The sequence below is a fragment of the Roseovarius indicus genome, from assembly GCF_008728195.1.
GTDB classification, from domain to species: Bacteria; Pseudomonadota; Alphaproteobacteria; order Rhodobacterales; family Rhodobacteraceae; genus Roseovarius; species Roseovarius indicus.
This window is the reverse complement of sequence record NZ_CP031598.1, coordinates 2,102,832-2,126,996: the sequence shown is the minus strand read 5'-3', so window position 1 is coordinate 2,126,996 and position 24,165 is coordinate 2,102,832. Positions and strand designations below refer to the sequence as shown.

22 protein-coding genes are annotated in these 24,165 nt (G+C 66.4%); 14 read left to right on the top strand and 8 right to left on the bottom strand.

Annotated features, from left to right (window positions below):
- Positions 1-117: 117 nt before the first annotated feature.
- Positions 118-618 (bottom strand): hypothetical protein, encoded by a 501-nt coding sequence (locus RIdsm_RS09750; protein ID WP_074940067.1) that lies wholly within the window; start codon positions 616-618, stop codon positions 118-120.
- Positions 619-722: 104 nt separating this feature from the next.
- Here RIdsm_RS09750 and RIdsm_RS09745 point away from each other — a divergent pair, with 104 nt between their 5' ends.
- The 5 genes from RIdsm_RS09745 (at position 723) to RIdsm_RS09725 (ending at position 6,924) form a co-directional block, all read left to right on the top strand.
- Complete coding sequence (locus RIdsm_RS09745) at positions 723-1,727, top strand: hypothetical protein (protein ID WP_057813644.1); 1,005 nt, start codon at positions 723-725, stop codon at positions 1,725-1,727.
- Between the two features lie 39 nt (positions 1,728-1,766).
- The gene (locus tag RIdsm_RS09740) at positions 1,767-2,312 is read left to right on the top strand and encodes a DUF421 domain-containing protein (RefSeq protein ID WP_057813647.1); all 546 of its coding nucleotides are present in this window, start codon (positions 1,767-1,769) and stop codon (positions 2,310-2,312) included.
- Between the two features lie 87 nt (positions 2,313-2,399).
- The gene (locus tag RIdsm_RS09735) at positions 2,400-2,723 is read left to right on the top strand and encodes a hypothetical protein (protein WP_057813649.1); all 324 of its coding nucleotides are present in this window, start codon (positions 2,400-2,402) and stop codon (positions 2,721-2,723) included.
- A gap of 75 nt (positions 2,724-2,798) precedes the next feature.
- Positions 2,799-4,094, top strand: a complete 1,296-nt coding sequence (locus RIdsm_RS09730; protein WP_057813651.1) for an O-acetylhomoserine aminocarboxypropyltransferase/cysteine synthase family protein — start codon at positions 2,799-2,801, stop codon at positions 4,092-4,094.
- Between the two features lie 145 nt (positions 4,095-4,239).
- Complete coding sequence (locus RIdsm_RS09725) at positions 4,240-6,924, top strand: hypothetical protein (protein ID WP_057813653.1); 2,685 nt, start codon at positions 4,240-4,242, stop codon at positions 6,922-6,924.
- 39 nt (positions 6,925-6,963) lie between these two features.
- Here the strand turns inward: RIdsm_RS09725 and hppD are convergent, their stop codons facing one another.
- Positions 6,964-8,058, bottom strand: coding sequence for a 4-hydroxyphenylpyruvate dioxygenase (gene hppD, locus RIdsm_RS09720; protein WP_057813655.1), 1,095 nt, complete (start codon positions 8,056-8,058; stop codon positions 6,964-6,966).
- 143 nt (positions 8,059-8,201) lie between these two features.
- On the opposite strand from hppD, the gene RIdsm_RS09715 reads away from it, so the two are divergent.
- Both RIdsm_RS09715 and RIdsm_RS09710 read left to right on the top strand, forming a co-directional pair.
- A complete protein-coding gene (locus RIdsm_RS09715; protein ID WP_057813657.1) occupies positions 8,202-8,657 on the top strand; it encodes an Lrp/AsnC family transcriptional regulator in 456 nt (151 codons plus the stop codon).
- 32 nt (positions 8,658-8,689) lie between these two features.
- Positions 8,690-10,612, top strand: a complete 1,923-nt coding sequence (locus RIdsm_RS09710) for a monovalent cation:proton antiporter-2 (CPA2) family protein (protein ID WP_057813659.1) — start codon at positions 8,690-8,692, stop codon at positions 10,610-10,612.
- Here RIdsm_RS09710 and cobT read toward each other — a convergent pair.
- On the bottom strand, positions 10,609-11,625 hold the full coding sequence (cobT, locus tag RIdsm_RS09705) for a nicotinate-nucleotide--dimethylbenzimidazole phosphoribosyltransferase (RefSeq protein ID WP_057813662.1): 1,017 nt from the start codon (positions 11,623-11,625) through the stop codon (positions 10,609-10,611). The two genes, RIdsm_RS09710 and cobT, sit on opposite strands and share 4 nt — an antisense overlap.
- 77 nt (positions 11,626-11,702) lie before the next feature.
- On the opposite strand from cobT, the gene cobS reads away from it, so the two are divergent.
- The gene (gene cobS / locus RIdsm_RS09700; RefSeq protein ID WP_057813664.1) at positions 11,703-12,461 is read left to right on the top strand and encodes an adenosylcobinamide-GDP ribazoletransferase; all 759 of its coding nucleotides are present in this window, start codon (positions 11,703-11,705) and stop codon (positions 12,459-12,461) included.
- 76 nt (positions 12,462-12,537) lie between these two features.
- Here the strand turns inward: cobS and RIdsm_RS09695 are convergent, their stop codons facing one another.
- The 5 genes from RIdsm_RS09695 to RIdsm_RS09675 form a co-directional block, all read right to left on the bottom strand.
- A complete protein-coding gene (locus tag RIdsm_RS09695; RefSeq protein WP_057813666.1) occupies positions 12,538-13,047 on the bottom strand; it encodes a CarD family transcriptional regulator in 510 nt (169 codons plus the stop codon).
- A gap of 307 nt (positions 13,048-13,354) precedes the next feature.
- Positions 13,355-13,693, bottom strand: a complete 339-nt coding sequence (gene fdxA / locus RIdsm_RS09690; protein WP_057813667.1) for a ferredoxin FdxA — start codon at positions 13,691-13,693, stop codon at positions 13,355-13,357.
- Positions 13,694-13,745: 52 nt separating this feature from the next.
- Positions 13,746-14,132 (bottom strand): RNA-binding S4 domain-containing protein, encoded by a 387-nt coding sequence (locus tag RIdsm_RS09685; protein WP_057813669.1) that lies wholly within the window; start codon positions 14,130-14,132, stop codon positions 13,746-13,748.
- Positions 14,133-14,139: 7 nt separating this feature from the next.
- The gene (locus tag RIdsm_RS09680) at positions 14,140-17,103 is read right to left on the bottom strand and encodes a helicase-related protein (protein ID WP_057813671.1); all 2,964 of its coding nucleotides are present in this window, start codon (positions 17,101-17,103) and stop codon (positions 14,140-14,142) included.
- A 19-nt stretch (positions 17,104-17,122) separates the two neighbouring features.
- Complete coding sequence (locus RIdsm_RS09675) at positions 17,123-17,680, bottom strand: tetratricopeptide repeat protein (protein WP_236553184.1); 558 nt, start codon at positions 17,678-17,680, stop codon at positions 17,123-17,125.
- Between the two features lie 77 nt (positions 17,681-17,757).
- On the opposite strand from RIdsm_RS09675, the gene RIdsm_RS09670 reads away from it, so the two are divergent.
- The 6 genes from RIdsm_RS09670 to RIdsm_RS09645 all read left to right on the top strand — a co-directional run bounded on the left by RIdsm_RS09670 (position 17,758) and on the right by RIdsm_RS09645 (position 24,038).
- A complete protein-coding gene (locus RIdsm_RS09670; RefSeq protein ID WP_057813675.1) occupies positions 17,758-18,048 on the top strand; it encodes an SCP2 sterol-binding domain-containing protein in 291 nt (96 codons plus the stop codon).
- On the top strand, positions 18,045-19,022 hold the full coding sequence (locus RIdsm_RS09665; protein ID WP_057813677.1) for an alpha/beta fold hydrolase: 978 nt from the start codon (positions 18,045-18,047) through the stop codon (positions 19,020-19,022). Before RIdsm_RS09670 ends, RIdsm_RS09665 begins: the two co-directional genes overlap by 4 nt.
- 40 nt (positions 19,023-19,062) lie before the next feature.
- Positions 19,063-20,082, top strand: coding sequence for a ligase-associated DNA damage response exonuclease (locus RIdsm_RS09660; protein WP_057813679.1), 1,020 nt, complete (start codon positions 19,063-19,065; stop codon positions 20,080-20,082).
- Positions 20,079-21,674 (top strand): ATP-dependent DNA ligase, encoded by a 1,596-nt coding sequence (locus RIdsm_RS09655; RefSeq protein ID WP_057813681.1) that lies wholly within the window; start codon positions 20,079-20,081, stop codon positions 21,672-21,674. The genes RIdsm_RS09660 and RIdsm_RS09655 overlap by 4 nt, the downstream gene beginning before the upstream one ends.
- Positions 21,675-21,739: 65 nt before the next feature.
- Positions 21,740-23,020, top strand: a complete 1,281-nt coding sequence (locus tag RIdsm_RS09650) for a caspase family protein (protein WP_057813683.1) — start codon at positions 21,740-21,742, stop codon at positions 23,018-23,020.
- A gap of 148 nt (positions 23,021-23,168) precedes the next feature.
- Entirely contained in the window at positions 23,169-24,038 is an 870-nt protein-coding gene (locus RIdsm_RS09645; RefSeq protein ID WP_057813685.1) for a hypothetical protein, read from the top strand.
- Positions 24,039-24,165: the final 127 nt, after the last annotated feature.

Sequence of the window (24,165 nt, the reverse complement as noted above, 5' to 3'; positions counted from 1 at the left end):
AACATCCTCGCGCCCAATATATTCGGATCGCGCGGAAACTTAAGCGGAAACACAGGCTCTACCCCGTGTTTCTTCTGGCCCCAAATATCCCCGCCGGAGGCATTCATCTCTTCTGGCTCACGGCATCAGCACCTGCGCCCGCTCGAACCGTGCGCTGTCGGTGGTCAGGTCGTCAAAGAGAATCTCCACCGTCACGCTTCCGACATTGCCCAGCCCGAACACCTGATAGGGGAGCCCGTCCTCGGCGCGAATGGCATTGGGCTGCGCCGTCCCCTCTAGGCAGGGCGGCAGCGGCCAGACCTGCATCGGCCCGTCATTGATCGCATACCGCACCTGGTGCATCCCGCAGCGCCAGCTCAGCAGATGCGTCACGTAAAGCAGATCCCGCCCCTCGTATTCCCGCACCGCGACCCAGTTCGCCTTCGTCGCCTGCAGGATCGGCTTCACCTCCACGGCGGTGGTGAACTGCCCCGTCGGCACCTGCGGCTCGGCGACGAAACCCGTCGGCGCCCCGCCCGCGCTTTCCCCCGCCGGGTCCGTCATACCTGCGCCTGCCACGTCCGTCTCGCCACCTCCGCCCAACGCCAGCACGATCCCCGCCAGTATCCAGTCGATCATCCCGCAAATCCTTCCATCATGAAATGTCCTCAACTGCCCCCTTCTGCCCCGGCCCTTCGCCACCTATAGTGACGCCAGAGCAGACAGGCAGGACCACCAAGAGTATGGCCGCAAAGGTGCGCGAAAACCAACCCTTCAACGTCGTGATCGTCGGTCAGGGCGGCCGCCTGCAATACGAGGCCATCCTCTTCGCCGCCTCGATGCAGATGAACTCCCCCGATTTCCCCGGCCGCCTGATCGTCGCCGAACCCCGGCCCGGCCCGCTATGGGAGAAAGACCCGACGATCCGCGGCGACGACACGCTCGAATTGCTCGACCGCCTCGGCGCCGAAATCCTGCCCTTCGAGTCGCACCATTTCGGCGAGGCCTACCCCTACGGCAACAAGATCGAAGCCCTCTTCGCCCTGCCCGAGGGTGAACCTTTCGTCTTCTTCGACACCGACACGCTCGTCACCGGCGACCTCGCCACCGTCCCCTTCGACTTCGACCGCCCCACCGCCTCGCTCCGCCGCGAAGGCACCTGGCCCGAAATCGAGCTCTACGGCCCCGGCTACACCCAGACGTGGAAATCCCTCTACGACAAGTTCGGCCTTGACTTCGAAAGCTCGCTCGACACTTCGCAACCCGACGAATACTGGCGCCGCTACCTCTATTTCAACGCGGGCTTCTTCTTCTACAAATGCCCCCGCGTCTTCGGCCAGCGCTTCCTCGACTACGCATTGGCCATCCGCGACGATCCACCGCCCGAGCTTGTCTGCCAGTCCCTCGACCCCTGGCTCGACCAGGTCGCGCTGCCGCTCACCATCCATTCCCTCGGCGGCGGCCGCGACACCCTCCCCGAGGGGCTGCTCGACGGCGACATCACCTGCCATTACCGGATGCTCCCCCTGCTCTACGCCCGCGAATCCGACCGCGTGGTCGAGGTGCTGGAACAGGTCGCCTCGCCCAACCCGGTCAAGAAAGTCCTCAAGAAATACGACCCGATCAAGTTCATGATCTACCACGGCCGCGGCCAGAAGGCGCGCGCCCTCTTCGACCGCGACAACCTCCCCCGCAAGGAACAGGCGATCCGCAACACCATCCGCCGCAACGGCTACTGGATGCGCTGAACCGGGAACTTCCCCCGCCCGCCACCGGTTGACCCACCGATGGTTCAAATCGAAAACATGTTCTTCGAAAGCTGGTCCGACCTCCTGCGCGTGGTGCTGGTGGGCACGCTGGCCTACGTCGCGCTTGTCGCCATGCTGCGCATCTCCGGCAAGCGGACCCTGGCCAAGCTCAACGCCTTCGATCTCGTCGTCACCGTCGCCATCGGCTCCACGCTCGCCACCATCCTGCTCTCCAAGACGGTCACGCTTTTCGAAGGCCTGACGGCGCTTCTTCTGCTGATCGGTCTGCAATGGGCGGTCACCGCCACCTCCGTCCGCTGGCCCCGCCTCGCCCGGCTGGTCCGCTCCGAGCCGCAGCTTCTGGTCTACCGCGGCGAGACCTGCCCCGACGCCCTCCGGCGCGAGCGTGTCACCCTCTCAGAGCTCGACACGGTCCTCCGCTCCGCCGGTCTCGCCGCCCCCGAGCAGGCACAGGCCGTCGTGCTGGAAAGCGATGGCTCTTTCTCCGTCACCGCTCTGCCCGGCACTTCCGACACCGATAAGCTCCCGGCCGGCGTCTCCGGAAAGGGGGCCGGCCCGGCCTGACGCCCCTGCGCCAGAAACAGTATTTGCCACTTTCAGCAACAAAATCGGCAATTTGTATGGTACACTTCCGGTGCATGTCCGAGACAGATGAGTGGATTCCGCACCGTGCCTTTTACAAAGCCCTTTCTTTTCACCGCCCTGTGCGCCGCGACCCTGTCGGCCTGCAGCGAGCCCGCCGAAGTCCGTCGATTCGAAATGCGCGTCGATGACGACTACTACACCGTTACCGATCGCAAACCGGTCTTTGCCTTCCTGGGCGCCCAAAACGGCCACCGCACCGTGCGCGTCAACGGCGAAGACGTGCCCTGCCCCGTGATGCCCTGCACAGGCGCCATCCGCGAGGCCGGCAACACCAACCATATCGACGAATTCCGCCGCGCCCCCGCCGGCGCCGATCTGACGACAGAGTGATCGCGCCAACATCGTTGTTGTTCCAATCCTGAACTTGGCATACCCCTGAGTGCGACGCATTCAGGGAGGCTCCACATGTCCGATAAAATTCACGAATTCGGTTTCGACACATTGCAAATCCACGCCGGCTCGCGCCCCGACCCGGCCACCGGCGCGCGCCAGACGCCGATCTACCAGACCACGGCCTATGTCTTCCGCGACGCCGAACATGCCGCCGCCCTCTTCAACCTCCAGGAAGTGGGCTACATCTACTCGCGCCTCACCAACCCCACCGTCGCCGTCCTGCAGGAACGCATCGCGACACTCGAGGGCGGCTCCGGCGCCGTCTGCTGCTCCTCGGGCCACGCGGCCCAGATCATGGCGCTCTTCCCGCTGATGAGCCCCGGCAGGAACGTCGTCGTCTCCACCCGCCTCTACGGCGGCTCGGTCACGCAATTCTCCCAGACGATCAAGCGCTTCGGCTGGTCGGCCAAGTTCGTCGACATCGACGACACCGACGCCGTGAAAGCCGCGATCGACGACGACACCCGCGCCATCTTCTGCGAATCCATCGCCAACCCGGGCGGCCACATCGCCGATATCGACACGCTGGCGAAAATCGCCGACGACGCGGGGCTGCCGCTCATCGTCGACAACACCTCGGCCACGCCCTACCTCTGCCGGCCCATCGAGCATGGCGCGACCCTCGTCGTCCACTCGATGACCAAGTTCCTCACCGGCAACGGCACCGTCACCGGCGGCTGCGTCGTCGACAGCGGCACGTTCGACTGGTCGGCCTCCGACAAGTTCCCCTCCCTCTCCGAGCCCGAGCCCGCCTATCACGGCCTCAAGTTCCACGAGACGTTCGGCCCCTTGGCCTTCACTTTCCACGGCATCGCCATCGGCCTGCGCGACCTCGGCATGACGCTGAACCCGCAGGCCGCCCACTACACGCTGATGGGCATCGAAACCCTGTCGCTGCGTATGCAGAAACACGTGGAAAACGCCGAAACCGTCGCAAGCTGGCTCGAAAACCACGACGCGGTCGAGGCCGTCACCTATGCCGGCCTCAAATCCTCGCCCTCCTATGACCGGGTGGCGAAAATCTGCCCGAAAGGCGCCGGCGGCCTCTTCACCGTCGCGCTCAAGGGCGGCTACGAGGCCTGCGTCAAGCTGGTCGACAACCTCGAGCTCTTCAGCCACGTCGCCAACCTGGGCGACACCCGCTCGCTGGTGATCCACTCGGCTTCGACCACCCACCGCCAGCTCACCCCCGAACAACAGACAGCCGCGGGCGCCGCGCCCAACGTGGTCCGTATCTCCATCGGCATCGAGGATGCCGACGACATCATCGCCGATCTCGACCAGGCCCTGAAAAAAGCCTCGAGCTGACACCGTTGGAGAGGAACGCCCCGCGCCTTATATTCCCCGGAATGCCGCGCGGGGCTTTCCCTTTCCCTCGGATCGAAGCTACGCTAAAATCGGTGGTCTCAAAGAGTATGTACGAGAGTGAACTCCTTGTGCTAAAGCGTTGCCAATGAAACCGAATTTTGCGCTGACACTTTCCTTCGACGGGATCAGCCTGCTGCACCGCACGCATGCAGGCTGGCATCTTGTCGGCGAGGTGGCGCTCAACGCCGATGATCTGGCGGCCGATCTGGCAGAACTGGTATCCAAGGCGCGCTCGCTCGATCCGACCGGCCTGCGCACCAAGCTCGTCCTGCCCGACGACCAGATCAAGTATCTCACGGTCGAAACCTCCGCCCGCGACGTCAACACGATCGAGGCCGAAGTGCGCGACGCGCTCGACGGCGCCACACCATACCCCCTGCGCGAGCTGTCCTACGACTGGTCGGTGCGCGACGGGCGCGTGCATGTGGCCGCCGTCGCCCGCGAAACCCTGGCCGAAGCCGAAAGCTTCGCCCAGGAACATGCCCTGAACCCGCTCTGCTTCGTCGCCATGCCCGCCGAAGAGGCCTTCGCGGGCGAGCCGTTCTTCGGCGAAACCGCCTATGCCGGCAAGCTGCTCGGCCCCGACGAATCGGTCGACCGCGAGAACGAGGTCATTCACATCGTCGGCGCCGCCCGCCTGCCCGAACCCGAACCGGTTCCCGAAAGCCCGGCCGTCGAGCCCGACCCCAAGCAGGAGCCAAAACCCGAAGCCAAACCGAAGGCCGAAGCGAAGCCCGAGCCAAAGACCAAGCCGGAATCGAAGCCCGAAGCCGAGACCGAAGCCGAGGCCGCGGCCGCGGCCGCAAAGAAGGCCGACGCCCCGCAGGAACCGAAAAAGAAAGACAACCCGCAACCGGCCGCAGACGCCAAGCCGCAGGACGCCCCCAAGCCCGCCGACGACAAGCCCGCCCCGGAACCGGCCACCAAGAAAGCCGACCCGGAACCGGCCGACGACAAGACCGAAGAACCGGCCGACACCCCTGTCGCCTTCACCTCGATTCGCGCCGCCCGCGGCGGCGGCGACAGGTCCTCCGATCTGCCCAGGTCCCGGTTCACGCCCCCGCCCGATGCGCCTGCACAAAAAAGCCCCGCGGCGAAAAAGCCGACCCCGGCCAAGGGCCCCTCGCCCGAGGCGCTCGCCGCCGTGCCGGCCCCCGAGCCCAAATCCGACTTTCCAATCAGCCCGCCGGAGGACGACTACACCGGCCCGCCGCCCGCGTCCCTCACGCCGGAAGCGCCTGACAGCGAACGGAAATCCGGGATCGGCGGCTTCCTGTCGCGCCGCAAGAAACCCGCGGACGACCTCGTCGAGCCCCGCCGCTCCAAACGGCGCACCCCCGACCCGGTCGCGGACGAGCCAGCGCTGAGCCCAGCCGCCGCCGCGGCCAGCCTCGACGAAAAGGACCGGATGACCATCTTCGGCGCCCGCCGTACCGAGAACATCCAGCCCGACAAGCCGCGCTACATGGCGCTGATACTCACGGCGGCCCTGCTGCTCTTCCTTGTCGGCGTCGCCGCATGGGCCGCGCTTTTCCTCGACGATGGCGTCGCCGGCCTCTTCCGCTTCGACGACGAGATCCAGACCGCCGAGGAAACCCAGCCCGCCACCGACCCCGCCATCGACGAGGCCGTCTCCTCCGCCCTGACCGATCAGCCCGAGGCCGAGGACCAGCCCGCCGAAATCGACACCGCCGCACTGTCCGAAGAGGACACCGTCGAAGACGCCGCCGACACCGGCGCGCAGGTCGACGTGATGGAAGAGCCCCCGCCCACGCCGCTGCCTGAGCGCGTCCCCGAGGAACTCACCCCCGACGAGGCACGCGCCCGCTACGCAGCAACCGGCATATGGCAAATGGCGCCCGAGCCTTCACAGGCGCCGGGCGTTACCACTCTCGAGGACGTCTACCAGACAACCCTCGACCCCGACGTGAATTTCTCCGACGCGGTGGCCCTCCCCGAGGCGGAAGAGCTGACGCCCGGCGCGCGCCCCGACACCCCCTCCGACCCGCCCCCGCCCGGCGCGCGGTTCGAGCTTGACGATCGCGGCTTCATCGCCGCCACCCCCGAGGGCACCGAAACCCCCGAGGGCGTAACCATCTTCACCGGCCCGCCGCCCATCCTCCCGCCGGACACGCCGCCGCGGGCGGCGCCCGAAATCGTCGGCGGCCCCGCCGCCGCGGCGCCCGAGGATCCCACGATCCGGCCGCGCGCCCGCCCCGGCGACCTCCAGGAAACCCGCGAGCGCTCGATCCTCGGCGGCCGCACCCGCACCGAACTGGCCAGCTTCCGCCCCCGCCTGCGCCCCAAGAGCGCCCAGCAGGAGGCGATCGAGGCCCTGGCCGAGGAGAACGGCACCGACGCGGAAAGCGATGACCCGCTGGCCACCGCCACGGAAGAAGCCGTTGCCGTTTCGCTCAAGCCCAACACCCGGCCAAGCAGCTTTGCCTCCATCGTCGCCCAGGCGCAGCAGGCGGCTGCGGCCGAACCCGTCAGCCAGGAACAGCGCGTCGCCGTCAGCATCCCGACAGCAACCTCCGTCGCCCGCGCGGCAACCGAACGGAACCAGATTTCGCTCAGAAAGGTGAACCTGATCGGCGTCTACGGCAAACCCAATGGCCGCCGTGCGCTGGTGCGCATGGCCAATGGCAGCTATCGCAAGGTCCAGGTGGGGGATCGCCTCGATGGCGGCCAGGTCGCCGCCATCGGCGAGAGCGAGCTGCGCTACGTCAAGGGCGGCCGCTCCGTCGTTCTGAAAATGCCCCAGGGCTGACCCCGGGGCACGGCAAGGGCGGCCCCGCCGCCCCTCCTGTCATCCGGTCTTCAACTCGCCGCTGTCGATCTGCTCCTGCTCGATCGATTCGAACAGCGCCTTGAAGTTGCCCTCGCCGAACCCGTCATCGCCCTTCCGCTGGATGAACTCGAAGAAGATCGGCCCGATCACGGTTTTCGAGAAGATCTGCAGCAAAATCTTCGTCTCCCCGCCATCGACCACGCCTTCCCCGTCGATCAGGATGCCGTGTTTCTTCATCCGCTCGATCGGCTCCTCATGGCCCGTGACCCGCTCCTTCGACAGATCGTAATAAGTATCCGGCGGCCCCGGCATGAACTTCACACCCCTTTCGGCGATCGCATCGGTCGAGCCATAGATATCCTCGGTCCCCACCGCGATATGCTGGATCCCCTCGCCATTGTACTTCTTCAGATACGACACGATCTGCCCGGTCCCGCCCCGGTCCTCGTTGATCGGTATCCGGATCCGCCCACAGGGCGAGGTCAGCGCGCGGCTGTACAGCCCGGTGAACTTGCCCTCGATATCGAAGAACCGGATTTCCCTGAAATTGAACAGGTCGCCATAGAACCGGAACCACTTGTCCATGTTCCCCTTGAACACGTTATGCGTCAGGTGGTCGAGGTAATAGAACCCCACGCCCTTGGGCTTCGACACCTCAAGCCATTGATATTCCTCGTTATAGGGCGAGGTATCGTGATATTGGTCGATGAAATAGATCAGGCTGCCCCCGATCCCGTAGATCGTCGGCACGTCCAGCACCTTGCCACCGCCCTCGTAAGGTTCCGCCCCCTTCGCCACGGCATGCTCGAACGCGTGCTGCGCATCCACCACGCGCCAGCCCATCGAGGGCGCACAGGGGCCATGCTCCTCCACGAATTTCTGACCAAAGCTGCCGGGCTCCGCGTTCACCACATAGGTGATATCGCCCTGCTGCCACAGCTCGATATCCTTCTCCTTGTGCCGCGCCACCTTCTCGTAGCCCATCGAGGCAAAGAGCGTCCGCAGCTCCTCCGGGTCGGCATGCGCAAACTCGACGAACTCGAACCCGTCCGTGCCGGCGGGGTTCTCGTCGGTGATCTTCGATTGCGGGCGGTCATGCGGGAAAGGTCCCATCAGCGCATCTCCTTCGCGGTTTTTCCTGTTCAGACTAAATTTACCGCATCCGGCATACGGGATGTGCGCATTCATGGCCGGTTTTCGCCAATTTCCCGCGGCATATTTGCAAAACTGTCGTCTACGCCGCATAATATCCGCATATGCTTGATGAAACCGATATCCGCCTGCTCTCGGCCCTCCAGAAGAACGCGCAACTCACCGCGCAGGATCTCGGCGCCGAACTGGGCCTTTCGCCCAGCCAGGCGGGCCGCCGCCGCCAGCGGCTGGAAACCAGCGGCCTCATCCGCGGCTACTCGGCCAAGCTCGACCCTGTTCAACTCGGCCTCGCCATACAGGCTTTCGTGCAGGTCGAACTCACCAGCCACGGGCCCGAACAGGCCCGTTCCTTCACCCGCCTGCTCGACACGCGATCCGAGGTCGTCAGCGCCTGGACCCTCACCGGCAATGCCGATTACCTCCTCCGCGTCTATTGCGAGGACCTCCCCGCGCTCAACCGGCTCATCCACGACGTGCTCCTGCCTCACGGGGCGGTGGCAAAGGTGCAAAGCCAGATCGTAATGGACCAGTGCAAACCCGACGCGCCCCTGCCATTATGACCCAAAGAACGTTACGAAGGACCTAACGCCAAATGGAAGGCTTCCTGTTCCAGGCCTCGATTTTCCTCGCCGCCGCCGTCATCGCGGTGCCGCTGGCCGCGCGGCTGGGGCTGGGGTCGGTGCTGGGCTATCTCGCCGCCGGCATCGTCATCGGGCCCGTGCTGGGTTTCGTCGCCGGGCATGAAACCGAGGAATTACAGCACTTTGCCGAATTCGGCGTCGTCATGATGCTCTTCCTCATCGGGCTCGAGCTGGAACCCCGGGCGCTCTGGGACATGCGGCACAGGCTCATCGGCCTCGGCGGTCTGCAGATCGGCCTGACCACCGCCGCCGTCATGGCCGGCACCATGGTCCTTGGCATCAACTGGAGCGTGGCGCTCGCCATCGGCCTCGTCTTCGCCCTCTCCTCGACCGCGATCGTCCTGCAAACCCTGTCGGAAAAGGGGCTGATGCAGACCGGCGGCGGCCGCTCGGCCTTCTCGGTCCTGCTCACGCAGGACATCGCGGTCATCCCGATGCTGGCCTTCATCCCCCTGCTGGCCCTGCCGAAGACACCCGACATGATCTTGGGCGAAACCATCAAGCGCGCCCGCGAGGGCGACGCCCCGGCCCATGCCGAGGGCGCCCACGAGGCGGCGGCCTCCTTCATTCAAAGCCTGCCGGGCTGGGGCGTCACCCTCGTCACGCTGGGCGCGGTGGCGGCCATCATCCTCACCGGCATCTACCTCACCCATCCGGTCTTCCGCTACATCCACCACGCCCGCCTGCGCGAGATGTCGACCGCGCTGGCGCTGCTGATCGTCGTCGGCATCGCCTTCCTGATGAACCTCGTCGGCCTTTCGCCCGCGCTTGGCGCCTTCCTCGCCGGCGTCGTCCTCGCCTCCAGCGAATTCCGTCACGAACTGGAGAGCGATATCGAGCCGTTCAAGGGCCTCCTGCTTGGCCTGTTCTTCATCACGGTCGGCGCGGGTATCAATTTTACGATCTTGTTCGGAAGTTTCTTCACCATTATTGGCCTATCCCTTGCAGTAATCATACTTAAGGGCGGAATCCTCTATATCCTCGGCCGGATCTTCTCACTCCGCGGCCGCAACCTCTGGCTCTTCACCCTGTCGCTGGCCCAGGCCGGGGAATTCGGCTTCGTCCTGATCTCGTTTTCCGGCCAGCAGAACGTCATCCCCCGGGCAATGACCGAAACGCTGCTGCTCGTGGTCGCCATCTCTATGCTGATCACGCCGCTGCTCTTCATCCTCTACGACTGGCTCTCGCACCGGATCGACGAAAGCAGCGAAGCGCAGGAGCCCGACGAGATCGACGCTCGCGGCCCCGTCATCATCGCCGGCATCGGCCGCTTCGGGCAGGTGGTCAACCGCCTCGTCCGCTCCAGCGGCTTCGACACCGTGGTGCTCGACCACGACCTTTCGGCCATCCAGCGCATGCGCCGCTTCGGCATCAAGGGCTTCCTCGGCGACCCCTCCCGCCCCGAGCTTCTGCACGCTGCCGGCCTGAAAGAGGCCAAGGTCCTCGTCGTCGCGCTCGACAGCCCCGAGGCCACCACCCGCCTCGTCGCTTTCGCCCGCCGCGAACGCCCCGACCTGCACATCGTCGCCCGCGCCCGCGACCGCACCCACGTCTTCCGCCTCTACCAGGCGGGGGCCGATGACATCGTCCGCGAACTGTTCGACAGCTCCCTGCGCGCCGGCCGCTACGTTCTTGAAAACATGGGGCTTTCCGAATTCGAGGCCTCCGAGCTCGAAAAGACCTTCTACAAGCACGACCGCCACTCCGTCCGCGAACTCGCCGCGCTCTGGAACCCCGAAGTGCCCACGGTCGAGAACGCCGCCTACATCTCCCGCGCCAAGGAGCTCGAGTCGGAACTCCAGACCATGCTGCTCTCGCAGTTGGAGGAATCGGCCGCCAACGATCTGCCCGACAAGGACAAGGAGGGCGCCTAGCCCCCCGACACCCCCGCCTCGGCAAAGGTCGCCATGCCCGAGTGACAGGCGACCGCGCCCTTCAGCACACCCATCGCCAGCGCCGCGCCCGAGCCCTCGCCCAGCCGCATGCCCATCGCCAGCAGCGGCTCCTTCCCGAGCCGCGCCAGCAGCGCCGGATGCGCCGCCTCGGCGCTCACATGGCCTGCAACCGCATGGTCCAGCGCACCCTTCCGCGCCGCTTCCAGACAGGCGCCGGCGGCCGTGCAGATGAACCCGTCCAGGATCATCGGAATCCGCAGCACCCGCGCCCGCACCATCGCACCGGCCATCGCGGCAATCTCCCGGCCGCCAAGGCAACGCAGCACCTCAAGCCCGTCCGTCCCGCAGCCCGCATTCGCTGCCACGGCCCGCGCCACGACCTCGGCCTTCAGCTGCAACGCCTCGTCGCTGACGCCCGTGCCACGGCCCGTCCAGTCACCGGCCTCACCACCGAACAGCGCCAACGCCATCGCCGCCGCCGCGGTGGTATTGCCGATCCCCATCTCCCCCACGACCAGCAAATCCGCTTCCGGATCAACAGCTTCCCAGCCGGTCTTCAACGCCGCCAGGAACTCGGCCTCGTCCATCGCGGGCCCTTGCGTGAAATCGGCCGTGGGCCGGTCGAGCTCCAGCGCATGCACATCCATCTTCGCGCCGAACGCCTTGGCGAGCTGGTTGATCGCCGCGCCCCCGGCCTCGAAATTCGCCACCATCTGCACGGTCACATCCGCCGGAAAGGCCGAGATCCCCTGCGCCGTCACCCCGTGATTGCCGGCAAAGACAATCACTTGCGGCTTGGCAATCTCCGGCTTCGCATCCCCCCGCCACGCGCAATACCACGCGGCCAGATCCTCGAGCCGGCCCAACGCCCCCGGCGGCTTGGTCAGCTGCCCGTTCCGCTCCTGAGCAGCGGCCCGCGCGGCGGCATCCTCTTCGGGCAGGTCCTGCAAATACTGCGAAAACGCCTCGACCGAATTCAATTCCTGATGCATACCTGACCCCGTTATTCCAGTACCCGTTCCCTCTACCGCAGCCCGTTTTCCGAGACAGCCCCAAAAGAGGCACCGGCATGCACAAAAACGAAACCCCCTTCGTCAGCGCGGAAGACATATTCACGGCCCTGGGCCTGCTGTCCCGCCTGCCGGTTCCCCCGGGCGACGCCGCCCGCGGCGCGGCCGCGGCCTGGGCCTTCCCGCTGGCCGGCCTCATCCTCGGCGCACTGGCCGCCCTGCTGGGCGTCATCGCCCACGCGTTCGGATTACCTTCGCCGCTTACGGCGCTGATCGTGATGGGTTTTCTGACAATGGCCACCGGCGCCATCCACGAAGACGGCCTTGCCGACACCGCCGACGGGTTCTGGGGCGGCTGGACCCGCGACCGCCGCCTCGAGATCATGAAAGACAGCCGCATCGGCACCTATGGCGTGCTGGCGCTCATCCTCTCGGTCGCGGCCCGCTGGGCGGCCCTGACGCTGCTCTTCGACATGGGCGGCGGCACCGCCGCCGCGGCCCTCCTCGTCGCCGCTGCGCTCTCCCGCGCCACCATGCCGCTCCTGATGGCCCGCCTGCCCCATGCCCGCGAAGGCGGGCTCTCGCACAGCGTCGGCGCGGTCCCGTCGCGCACCGCCTGGCTGGCGCTGGCCATCGGCGCCACCGCCGCGATCCTCTTCACCGGCTGGAGCGGCCTGCCCGCCATTGCATGGGCCCTCGCCGCAGCGCTTGCGATGGGGTTCCTCGCCCGCTCGATGATCGGCGGGCAAACCGGCGACGTCCTCGGCGCCACCCAGCAGGTGGCCGAGATCGCCATCCTCTTCAGCCTCGTCGCCTGAGCCGAGCCCGCATAAACGCCAAAGACCGCGCCCCAAGGGGCACGGCCTTCCACATTTCTCCAGTCTCGCCGGGCGTTTACGCGGCGCGCGACACCAGCACTTCGTCGACCTTCTTGGCCGCCTGCACCTCGTCGCCACCGCTCACGGCGGCCACTTCACGGGTCAGGCGCTCAAGGGCTGCTTCGTACAGCTGGCGCTCGGAATAGCTCTGCTCGCGCTGATCGTCCGTGCGGTGCAGGTCGCGCACCACCTCGGCAATCGCGATCAGGTCGCCCGAGTTGATCTTCTGTTCGTATTCCTGCGCGCGGCGCGACCACATCGCGCGCTTCACCCGGGCCTTGCCCTTGAGCGTGCTCATGGCCTTCGACACCACGTCCGGGCTCGACAGGCTCCGCATGCCGATCTCGGCCGCCTTGTTCGTCGGCACCCGCAGGGTCATCTTGTCCTTCTCGAACGAAATCACGAACAGTTCCAGTTCGATCCCGGCGATCTCCTGCTTCTCGATCGACACGATCTGGCCCACGCCATGCGCGGGATACACAACGTAATCGTCAGCGCGGAACTCGGATTTCTTGGATTTGCTCATTCAGTCTTTCCTCATCTTGCAAACCGTCACAGACAGCGCAAAGGGCTCGCCCCAGGGGATCTGGTCATCCGATGAGCCGATGCAATAGGCGCAGAAATACCCATTCCCAAAGGCAGCTCGGGCGAATGGATATCAGGCGGTGTTCTTCACATGTCACAAAACTATAGCACAAAAACGCGGCCTCAGGAAGCACAATTGCTTGAACGGCCGTATTTCGCCTTTGAATCAAAGGCGTTACACGGCACTCCTGCGTCTTTGTACGGCCACTGACAGGCCGTCCGATATCGAATCGGCTGAACCGCCCGGTTCAGCCCCCCTCGCCCGGCTTCTCCGAGAAATACTTGTCCAGCTTGCCCTCTTCCCCGTCGCGGTCGTCTGCCTGGGGAAGCTGGTCTTTCTTGGTGATGATCACCGGCCACATCTCGGAATACTTCCGGTTGAACTCAACCCATTTCTCCATGTCCGGCTCGGTGTCGGGCCGGATCGCGTCGGCGGGGCACTCCGGCTCACAGACACCGCAGTCGATGCATTCGTCGGGGTGAATCACCAGCATGTTCTCGCCCTCGTAGAAACAATCCACGGGGCAGACCTCGACGCAGTCGGTGTATTTGCATTCGATGCAGTTGTCGATCACCACATAAGTCATCTGGCGGGCTCATCCTTGATATCTCCGGCCTGAACTAATCCAGTGCCGAAGATCATTCAAGCGTATCGGAACGATTGAGGTCGAGTTTGCGGCGATCGCGTTTCGTGGGGCGTCCTTTTCCCTCAAATTTGGGCGGTTGTGGAACGGTGTTCGGGTCAACGGCCTTCGGTGGATCAAGATCCTCGTAGAGCCCCTGCGCCTCGGGCGCCGGCCCGCGCCGCTCGCCCACCGCGACGATCCTGATCACCCTGACCCGCCGCGCCTGCGGAAAGGTCAGCACATCGCCCGGCCCCACCGCATGGGCGGGCTTGCCCACCTTCTGGCTGTTAACCCGCACATGCCCGCCCGAGACAAGCTTCGCCGAAAGCCCGCGCGTCTTGAAGAAACGCGCGTGCCACAGCCACTTGTCGAGGCGGATCTTCGGCGCGGGCCCGGTCACACGAGCATCAGCTCTTGTCCTTCAACCCCATGAGCGCCGCGGCGAAGGGGTTGTCGGGGTCGATCTTGTCTTTCTTCTCGGGCTTCGAGGAATAGTTGCGCGCACCCTTCTGCTCGGGCTTTCCGCCCCGCGGCTTGCCCTTGGGCTTGCGGCCCTGCCCCTTTTCCTGGCCCTGCGGCTTGCCCTGCCGGCGCTGCTGGTTCTGGCGGTTGCCCTTGGGGCGGCCGGCCCAGGTGAAGGTATAGAACACCTCGACCTCGGGCTGGGCCACGTCGGCCGGGCTTTCGCCGGGCAGGATCTCCTCTTCCGGCGTCTCGGGGATCTCGGCCTCGTCCTCCGGCGCCTCGGCAGGTTCCGCCGCGATCGGCGCCTCGCCGGCGTCGGCAATCTCTTCGGCCTTGTCCTCGGCCGTCTCCGCCGGCGCATCCGCAGCGTCCGGCACATGGCCCGCCGCGGCCTCCGCATTCTCCATCACCGGTCCGGCCTCGGGCTCCGCCGTTCCGCCGGCGTCCGCCGCATCCATCACCGGGGCGTCGCCGGCCTCGGCCGCCGTCGCCTCGTCCGAAGACGCATCGGCCACGGCCTGGTCAACCGGCTTCACCTTCTCGCGCTCAGCCCGCTCGGCCTTGTAGCCCAGGCCCTGCATCAGGTCGGCGAACTGCTCCAGCGTCATGCCGGTGATCGACAGCATGTCGGCCTTGGCCTCGAACCCGGCCCGGCTGTCCTCGGCCCGCAGCATGTCGGCCAGGCGCTCCAGCATGTCGATCCGGATCGCCCGCTCGCCCGCCGCGCGATAGCCGGCCATGGCGTAATAACCTTCCGTCGTCTCGGTCGCGGGCACCGTCACCAAGCCCGGCGGCGGCGACTCGGGGAACTCGTCCAGCCCCTTGGTCAGCGACCACAGCACCAGCCGCAGGCGCGTCGGCGCCGGCTTAAGCAGCAGCGGCATGAAAATCGTGAACTGCCCGAACCGCACGCCGTGCTTGCGCAGCGCGCCGCGCGACTCCTGATCCAGCGCCTTCACCTCGTCGGCCACCTGGCCGCGCGGGATCACGCCGAAATTCTCGACCATGCGGAAGCCGAAGCCGCGGGCCAGCCCGGTCATCTCCTCGTCGCGCTGGATGTTCAGCAGCGGCTCGAACAGCGTCGCGATCTTGCGGTCGATGAAATGCTGCAACCGGCGCTGCACCTTCTGCATCACCTCCGGCCCGGCCGTGTCGTCCACGTAAGCCGACACACCCGGCTTGAGCGGATCGCTGCCGGCCACCAGCTTGCCCACCGCCTGGTCGCCCCACATCAGGCCGCCCTGCTCGGTGAAATCGATCTCGGTATCGGGCGCGTTATAGAACCGGTCCGCCCGCAAATGGAAATGCGGCGCCAGCGCCTGAAGGCTCGCCTGTTGCAGCGTCTTGGCTTCCTGCCCGGCTGCCGCCTTGTCCTGGATGAAACGGAATCCTTCCAGCCGGCCGACGAATTCGCCTTCGACAGTCACTTCACCGGTATCGTTCACTTCGGCCACGATGGCCTCCTTCTGCTTTAGCCGCCTGAGCAGCACCGAGGTGCGCCTGTCTACAAATCTCTGTGTCAAAGCGCCATGAAGCGCATCTGACAGGCGGTCTTCTACCGCGCGCGTTGCGTCGCGCCAATGGGTTTCGTTCTCAATCCAGCCGTTCCGCTGGGCTACATATGTCCACGTCCTGATATAGGCCAGACGTTTGCTTAACGTATCAATGTCGCCTTCGGTTCGGTCGATACGACGAACTTGTCGAGAAAACCAGTCTTCCGATACCTTTCCGCGCTCGTGAAGGTCGCAGTAAATCCGCTCCAGAAGGCTCGCATGCTCGGCATGGCTGATGCCCCGGAAATCGGGAACCCGGCACACATCCCATAACAGGCGCACCGACGGGCCGTCGCTGGCCCGTGCGCGAACCTCCGCCACCTCGGCCAATGTTTTCAGCGCACCAAGGTCATCGGCCTCCCGCGCCTTGGTCAGCCGCTCGTTCTCGGGCCGCACCTCCAGCGAGGCGATCAGCGCATCGAGATGCCCGAAGCTCAGCGCGGGGTTTCGCCACTCCAGCTTGCGGATGGGCGCGAACCGGTGATCCATGATCGCCTGCGCCACGTCCGGGTCGAGATCGGGCGCCTCGCCCGTCACCCCGAAGGTGCCGTTGCTCATCCCGCGGCCCGCACGGCCCGCGATCTGCGCCAGCTCGTTGGGCTGCAACGCCCGCATCCGCCGCCCGTCGAACTTGGAAAGCGAGGAAAACGCCACGTGATCGATATCGAGGTTCAGCCCCATCCCGATCGCATCCGTCGCCACGAGGTAGTCGACATCCCCGTTCTGATAAAGCTCCACCTGCGCATTCCGCGTCCTGGGGGAAAGCGCCCCCATCACCACGGCCGCCCCGCCCTTCTGACGGCGCAGCAGCTCGGCAATGGCATACACGTTTTCAACCGAGAACCCCACGATCGCGCTCCGCGGCGGCATCTTCGGGATCTTCTTCGAGCCCGTGTACATGAGCTGCGACATCCGCTCGCGCCCCACGAACTCCACCCCCGGCACCAGCTGAGCAATCGCCCCCCGCATCGAATGCGAGCCCAGGAACTGCGTCTCGTGCAGCCCCCGCATCCTCAGCAGCCGGTCGGTGAACACGTGCCCCCGCTCCGGGTCGGCACAAAGCTGGATCTCGTCGACGGCCACGAAATCCGCGCCCATCCCCTCCGGCATCGCCTCGACGGTACACACCCAGTACTGCGTCCGCTCCGGAACGATCCGCTCTTCGCCGGTGACCAACGCCACCACCGACGGGCCGCGCACCTTGACGATCTTGTCATAGACCTCCCGCGCCAACAGGCGCAGCGGCAGACCGATCACCCCGGTCCGGTACCCCAGCATGCGCTCGATGGCGAAATGCGTCTTGCCCGTGTTGGTTGGCCCCAGAACCGCAAGGGTTCTTGACTGCTCGGCCATGCGACCGCTCCGTTACAATTCAGAGATCTGCGCCGCCCGTCTGGCTGTCCAGATGTTCCAGGGCCTCGGTTACTTCCCTGTAATGGGGATGTATAGCCAAAACCTGCTGAAAGGCCTGCGCGGCCACTTCGGGCTTCTCGATCTTCACGAGGATGCCACCCAGCGCGGCAATCGCGTCGTAGTGCCGCGGGTTGAGCTCCAGCGCGTGCCGTAAATCGTCCACCGCCGGGCCGTACATCTCGGATGCGGCAAAGGCCACGGCCCGCCGGTGCCAGCCCTCGGCGAAATCCGGCGCATGGTCGGTCAGCGCGGTGAAATGCCCGATCGCAGACGCGAAATCTCCCGCCTCCATCGCGTCCGTGCCCCTTTTCAACAACAGGTCCATCGCCGGAGAGCCGGATTTCGACCATTCCAGCTCTATTTCCTTGGCCACCCGCCGCGCCTCCGCCGGCTCGGCGTCCTGCAACTGGCCGTACAGCCGGTCGAGCTTGTCCTGGTCCGCCGCCCAGCAAACGGTTGATAACAGGACTATCGCCAGAACCGACGCAACGGTACGATTGAGAAATTGGAATGACATGCCCATAACACCACTGAATTTAGCGCCCATTTCGGGGAATCATAGCCCCCCGATGGCCAGACCGGAGGAAATTGAACATGAGTGATGTCACCAAGAGCGCCGTCGAGGCCCTGAAACCCAAGGTCGGCGACGGATTCGACGACGGCACCGCCAAGTTCGTGATCGAGGGCGAAGGCGCCATCATCATCGACGAGAACGGCGTGCGCGAAGGCGACGACGAGGCCGACGTGACCCTGACCGCCGATGCCGAGACCTTCGAGGCCATCCTCGAGGGCGATCTCGACCCCACATCCGCCTTCATGTCCGGCAAGCTCAGCGTCGACGGCGACATGGGCCTCGCCATGAAACTGGGCTCCGTCCTGGCGTGACCGAAGCCGCCCCCTTCTTCGCCGAACTGTCCGACGGGCCGGGCGACGGCCGGGCGTGGTGGGCCGACACGGCCGACGGCACCCGGATCAGGCTCGGCCTGTGGCGGCCCGAGGGGGCAAACGGCACGGTGTTCCTCTTCCCGGGGCGCACCGAGTATATCGAGAAATACGGCCGCGCCGCCCGCGATCTGGCAAGCCGCGGCCTCGCCACCTTCGCCATCGACTGGCGCGGCCAGGGCCTCGCCGACCGGCTCGTCGATGACGAGATGGCCGGCCACGTCATGCATTTCACCGATTACCAGCATGACGTCCGCGCCATGGTCGCCGCGGCCGAAGAGCTCGACCTCCCCAAGCCCTGGCACCTGCTCGCCCATTCCATGGGCGGCTGCATCGGCCTGCGCGCGGCCATGGAAGGCCTGTCCGTCGCCTCCTGCGTCTTCTCGGGGCCGATGTGGGGCATCCAGATGTCCGACGCCCTGCGCCCCGTCGCATGGTCCCTCTCGTGGAGTTCCAAGCGCCTCGGCATCGGCCACCGCTACGCCCCCGGCACGGCGGGCGGCAGCTACGTGCTCTCCGAGCCGTTCGAGACCAACAAGCTCACCCGCGACCGGGCGATGTACGATTACATGATCGACCACCTCAACGCCCAGCCCGAGCTCGGCCTCGGCGGCCCCAGCCTCCATTGGCTGCACGAGGCGCTGATGGAAACCCGCGCGCTCGCCCGCAAACCCTCGCCAAACCTGCCCTGCCTCACCATCATGGGCTCCGACGAGGAAATCGTCGACGTCACCCGCATCCGCCAGCGCATGGCCGCCTGGCCCAACGGCCGGCTCGAGGTGATCGAAGGCGGCCGCCACGAGGTGATGATGGACGACCCCGAAACCCGCGCGGCGGTCTTCGACATGATGGGCTCCTTCTTCGAACAGCACAGCCAGTCCGACGGAAAGACAACCGGCGCCCCCGGCGTGGCCTGATCCCTCTGGCCACCGGCGCAAGCCGGGCTATCCTTCGGGCATGGTTCTCGAATTCAAACCACAGGGCATCTACTGCCCGGCGGGCGATTTCTTCATCGACCCGTGGCGCCCCGTCGACCGGGCGCTCATCACCCATGGCCATGCCGACCACGCGCGGCCGGGGCACAACCGCTACCTCGCCACCGCCGCCGCCGCGCCCGTCATGCACCATCGCCTCGGCGACATCACCCTCGATACCGTCGACTATGGCGAGACCCGCCGGATCGGCGGGGCGAGCGTCTCCTTCCACCCGGCGGGCCACGTCCCCGGCTCCGCCCAGATCCGCGTGGAAGTGGAGGGCGAGGTCTGGGTCGTCTCCGGCGACTACAAAACCGACCCCGACCGCCTCTCCGAGCCTTTCGACCCCGTCCGCTGCCACAGCTTCATCACCGAATGCACCTTCGGCCTTCCCGTCTTCACCTGGGCGCCCGAGGCCGAGGTTTCGGACCAGATCAACCGCTGGTGGGCCGACAACGCCGCCAATGGCCGCTTCTCCCTCCTCGGCGCCTATTCCCTCGGCAAGGCCCAGCGCGTCCTCTCCCTGCTCGACCCCTCCATTGCGCCCATCCTCACCCACGGCGCCGTCGAGAACACCAACGCCGTCCTGCGCGGGCAAGGCCTGCCGCTCCCCGACACCATCCACGTCATCCCCGACACCAAAGCGGCCGACCACCCCGGCGCCCTCGTCCTCGCCCCGCCCGGCGCGCTCTCCACGCCATGGGCCCGCCGCTTCCGCCCCGCCTCCACCGGCTTCGCCTCCGGCTGGATGCGCCTGCGCGGCGTCCGCCGCCGCCGCGCCCTCGACCGCGGCTTCGTCATGTCCGACCACGCCGACTGGGATGGCCTCAACGCCGCCATCAAGGCGACCGGCGCCGAAAACATATACGCCACGCATGGTTACACCGACATCTTCGCGCGATGGCTGAACGAGCAGGGCTACAACGCCCAAGTCGTCCCGACCGAGTTCACCGGCGAATCCCTCGACGACGACGCCAGCACCGAGGCGGACGCGCCCGGATGAAACGCTTCGCCACCCTCTTCGCCACCATCGACCAGACCACCAAGACCACGAAAAAGGTCGAGGCGCTGGCCACCTACCTCTCCGAGGCGCCGGAAGATGACCGCCTCTGGACAATCGCGCTTTTCTCCGGCCGCCGCCCCCGCCGCACCATCACCACCACCCGCCTGCGCGAATGGGCGGCCGAACGCGCCGGCATCCCCCTCTGGCTCTTCGAGGAAAGCTACCCCATCGTCGGCGACCTCGCCGAAACCATCGCCCTCGTCCTGCCCGAACCCTCCGAGACGCATGACGACACCCTCACCACCTGGATCACCCGCCTCCGCGCGCTCGACGCCGCCTCGGAAGACGACCGCAAAGCCGCCATCCTCGACGCCTGGAACCGGATGGAGCCCCTCGAACGCCTCGTCTTCAACAAGCTCCTCACCGGCGGCTTCCGCGTCGGCATCTCCCGCAAACTGATGACCCGCGCGCTGGCCCAGGCCACCGGTCAGGACGAGGCCCAACTCGCCCACCGCCTCATGGGCGACTGGACGCCCGAGAAAACCACCTACCACTCCCTCATCGAGGCCGAAGACAAGGCGGCCGAGCTTTCCCGCCCCTACCCCTTCTGCCTCGCCTACGGCCTCGACGAGGAAACCCCGGATTCTCTCGGCAATCCAACCGACTGGCACGCGGAATGGAAGTGGGACGGCATCCGCGGCCAACTCATCCTCCGCGGCGCCGAGCACTTCGTCTGGTCCCGCGGCGAAGAACTGATGACCGACCGCTTCCCCGAACTCGCCCGCGCCCGCGATTTCCTCCCCGACGGCACCGTGATCGACGGCGAGATCGTCGCGTGGGAAGACCCCCACCCGCTCCCCTTCAACGCCCTGCAGAAACGCATCGGCCGCAAGACCGTGCCGAAGAAACTGCTCAAGGAGGCCCCCGTCATCCTCCTCGCCTACGACCTGCTCGAGGAAAACGGCCAAGACCTCCGCGACCTCCCCTTCACCACCCGCCGCGCGAAACTCGACACCCTCCTGCAAGACCTGCCCCAAGACGCCCCCCTGCGCCCCTCTCCCCTCATCCCCTTCAAATCATGGAACGACCTCGCCCAAACCCGCGCCACCGCCCGCGACCACCGCGCCGAGGGCGTCATGCTCAAGCGCGCCGACAGCCCCTATCACGTGGGCCGCAAGAAGGGCGACTGGTGGAAATGGAAGCTCGACCCGCTCACCGTCGACGCCGTCATGATCTACGCCCAGCAAGGCCACGGCCGCCGCGCCAACCTCTTCACCGATTTCACCTTCGCGGTCTGGTCCGGCAACGACCTCGTGCCTTTCACCAAGGCCTATTCCGGCCTCACCGACAGCGAATTCCGCAAGATCACCGCCTGGGTCCGCAAGAACACGCTGCAACGCTTCGGCCCCGTCCGGCAGGTCCGCCCCGAGCATGTCTTCGAGATCGCCTTCGAAGGCATCTTCGAGAGCCCCCGCCACAAATCCGGCATCGCGCTCCGCTTCCCCCGCATGGCCCGCTGGCGCCACGACAAGCCCGTGCAGGAGGCCAACAGCCTCGACGACCTGCACGCTCTCCTGTCGCAATACGGCTGAATCCACCTTCCCCGGCGTCGAATCCCGCGCTAACATCGCTTTCGATTTACATAGCGATCCTTTCCATGCGCCTGCTCATTGCCCTGACCCTGCTTCTCGCCACCGCCACCGGTGCCCTCGCCGACCGTGTCGCCCTCGTCATGGGCAACGGCAATTACCTCCACGCCAAGCCCCTGAGAAACGCCGTCAACGACGCCACCGACGTGGCCGCCCGCCTGCGCGAGATGGGCTTCGACGTCCACGAAGGCATCGACCTGCCCCAGCGCGACGCTCTCCGCCTCGTCCAGCAGGTCGGCCAGCGCCTGCACTACGACGACACCGTGCTCTTCTACTTCGCCGGCCACGCCACCCAGCTCGGCAGCCAGAACTACATCATGCCGGTCGACGCCTCGCCCGGAAGCGAGAACGACCTCGTCAAAAGCTCGATAAGCCTGCAATCCATCCTCGCCACGCTCGAATCCCGCGCCCATACCCGGCTCGTCATCCTCGACGCGTGCCGCAACAACCCGTTCGTCGCCCGCACCGACGGCTCCCGCTCCGCCGATGACGCCACCCGCGGGCTCTTCCGCATGGATGCCGGCGTCGGCTCCTTCATCGCCTACTCGACAGAGCCCGGCAACGTCGCCGCCGACGGCACCGGCCGCAACAGCCCCTTCACCGAGGCGCTGCTCCGCCACATCGACCGGCCCGGCGAGAACATCCACGCCGTCATGCGCCGCGTCCGCGCCGACGTCATGGAAGCCTCCAGCAACCGCCAGATCCCATGGGAAAACTCGGCCCTCATCGACGAGGTCTACCTCGCCGGCCTCCCCCGGACTGCCGACAATTCCACCAGCGCCAACACCGCCCTCGCCAAGCCGCTCGTCACCCACAACCCGCGCCCCGCCCTCATGGGCGAAACCTGCATCTCGGGCGAGATCGACGGCACCACCGCCCGCTTCTGCGCCTCCAGCGTGCTCGCCTCGCAGGGCGCGAACAGCTATGGCCCCGAAAACCTGATCGACGACAGCCCCGCCACGGCCTGGGTCGAAGGCGTCAAGGGCACCGGCGAAGGCCAGACACTGGCCTGGGAATTCGGCACCGAGAAAGACATCCGCACGCTCTTCATGATCAACGGCTACGCCAAGTCCGAGCGCGTCTTCACCCGCAACGCCCGCGTCGCCAGCCTGCGGGTCACCGGCTCGACCGGCGCGCAGGCCATGCTCAACCTGCGCGACACGATGGACTGGCAGCGCTTCGACCTGCCCGGCATGGCGGCCCAGAAATGGATCCAGCTCGAAATCCTGAGCACCTATCCCGGCACCCATTACGACGACACGGCCCTCTCGGCGCTCGGGTTCCAGTAAGCCGGGCGGCCGCCTTCCCCGGCACGGGCTCCCACGGCCAGCGCGGCAACACATCCCCGGCCTTTTCCCGCGGCTTTCCTGTTCCCGCTTCCCTATTCCCCGGCCTTGGTGCATCCTCTGCGCCAAAATACAAAACGAGGCCCGTTCCATGTTCCGAGTAGCCAGCGCCCTGTCGGCGCTCATCCTGTCCGTTTCCGCCGCCACGGCCCAGCAGGTCGATTTCGACGGCGAACTCCGTGTCGGCGCCACCAGCCTGAATGGCGGCGAAGGCATCGGCGCGGCCGACCTCATCATGGGCTTCGACTTCTTCCGCACCGTCCCCCTTGGCGCCGAGCTGGGCTTCTACGGCTTCGCCGGCAAGGCCGGCCGCCCGCACGAAACCTACGCGGCCCTCACCTGGAACGACACCTGGCGCGTGGGCTTCACCCGCTCGGCCTACGACACGGTGCTGATCTCGACCTTCGACCACACCGCGCCCCGGGTCGGCTCCGACCGCGTGGAATACACCCGGGCGCTTGCCACCGTCGAACCCATCCGCCGCGGCGCCGTGCCGTGGGGCGCCTCCTATACCGGCACGCTGGGCCAGACCACCTTCGTCGCCTCCGCCCACCACGCCAGCAAGGGTGACTTCACCGCCGTCGCCTTCGCCGTCGAACGGGAATGGGAAAACTTCACCCTCGCCGGCGCGGTCGAAGGCGTCTGGGCCGATATCGTCACCACCGACGGCGTGAACGCCAAGATCGGCGGCACCTACGATCTCGGCAGCACGCGGCTGGGCCTCGCCTATCTCCACCCCGGCGCCAACGCCCGGCCCGATACGCTGGCGCTCGATGTCGCGTATTCTCCGCTCCAGGGGCTCGACCTGCTGGCCTTCAGCGAACTCAGCCTCGACGACAAGGACGACGCCTTTGGCGTGGCCGCCGATTTCATCCTGCGCGACAGCACCTCCTGGATCGTCTCGGCCACCGAAACGCGACAGGGCACCGCCTTCCACGTCACCCTGGAACAGCGGTTCTGACCGCCGCCCCGCCGTTGCGCAACGCCCGGGCGGTTAACCCGCCCGGCCCGCCGCCGGCACCGGCATGAACACCGACAAAATACCGACGTTATACCGACGCGATACCGACATCGGAAATCGTGATATT

What these genes read in the sequence shown, in the direction of transcription:
- RIdsm_RS09750 (WP_074940067.1), bottom strand. Translation starts at nt 618, where the DNA reads ATGATCGACTGGATACTGGCGGGGATCGTGCTGGCGTTGGGCGGAGGT.
- RIdsm_RS09745 (WP_057813644.1), top strand. Translation starts at nt 723, where the DNA reads ATGGCCGCAAAGGTGCGCGAAAACCAACCCTTCAACGTCGTGATCGTC.
- RIdsm_RS09740 (WP_057813647.1), top strand. Translation starts at nt 1,767, where the DNA reads ATGGTTCAAATCGAAAACATGTTCTTCGAAAGCTGGTCCGACCTCCTG.
- RIdsm_RS09735 (WP_057813649.1), top strand. Translation starts at nt 2,400, where the DNA reads ATGAGTGGATTCCGCACCGTGCCTTTTACAAAGCCCTTTCTTTTCACC.
- RIdsm_RS09730 (WP_057813651.1), top strand. Translation starts at nt 2,799, where the DNA reads ATGTCCGATAAAATTCACGAATTCGGTTTCGACACATTGCAAATCCAC.
- RIdsm_RS09725 (WP_057813653.1), top strand. Translation starts at nt 4,240, where the DNA reads ATGAAACCGAATTTTGCGCTGACACTTTCCTTCGACGGGATCAGCCTG.
- hppD (WP_057813655.1), bottom strand. Translation starts at nt 8,058, where the DNA reads ATGGGACCTTTCCCGCATGACCGCCCGCAATCGAAGATCACCGACGAG.
- RIdsm_RS09715 (WP_057813657.1), top strand. Translation starts at nt 8,202, where the DNA reads ATGCTTGATGAAACCGATATCCGCCTGCTCTCGGCCCTCCAGAAGAAC.
- RIdsm_RS09710 (WP_057813659.1), top strand. Translation starts at nt 8,690, where the DNA reads ATGGAAGGCTTCCTGTTCCAGGCCTCGATTTTCCTCGCCGCCGCCGTC.
- cobT (WP_057813662.1), bottom strand. Translation starts at nt 11,625, where the DNA reads ATGCATCAGGAATTGAATTCGGTCGAGGCGTTTTCGCAGTATTTGCAG.
- cobS (WP_057813664.1), top strand. Translation starts at nt 11,703, where the DNA reads ATGCACAAAAACGAAACCCCCTTCGTCAGCGCGGAAGACATATTCACG.
- RIdsm_RS09695 (WP_057813666.1), bottom strand. Translation starts at nt 13,047, where the DNA reads ATGAGCAAATCCAAGAAATCCGAGTTCCGCGCTGACGATTACGTTGTG.
- fdxA (WP_057813667.1), bottom strand. Translation starts at nt 13,693, where the DNA reads ATGACTTATGTGGTGATCGACAACTGCATCGAATGCAAATACACCGAC.
- RIdsm_RS09680 (WP_057813671.1), bottom strand. Translation starts at nt 17,103, where the DNA reads ATGGCCGAGCAGTCAAGAACCCTTGCGGTTCTGGGGCCAACCAACACG.
- RIdsm_RS09675 (WP_236553184.1), bottom strand. Translation starts at nt 17,680, where the DNA reads ATGTCATTCCAATTTCTCAATCGTACCGTTGCGTCGGTTCTGGCGATA.
- RIdsm_RS09670 (WP_057813675.1), top strand. Translation starts at nt 17,758, where the DNA reads ATGAGTGATGTCACCAAGAGCGCCGTCGAGGCCCTGAAACCCAAGGTC.
- RIdsm_RS09660 (WP_057813679.1), top strand. Translation starts at nt 19,063, where the DNA reads ATGGTTCTCGAATTCAAACCACAGGGCATCTACTGCCCGGCGGGCGAT.
- RIdsm_RS09655 (WP_057813681.1), top strand. Translation starts at nt 20,079, where the DNA reads ATGAAACGCTTCGCCACCCTCTTCGCCACCATCGACCAGACCACCAAG.
- RIdsm_RS09650 (WP_057813683.1), top strand. Translation starts at nt 21,740, where the DNA reads ATGCGCCTGCTCATTGCCCTGACCCTGCTTCTCGCCACCGCCACCGGT.
- RIdsm_RS09645 (WP_057813685.1), top strand. Translation starts at nt 23,169, where the DNA reads ATGTTCCGAGTAGCCAGCGCCCTGTCGGCGCTCATCCTGTCCGTTTCC.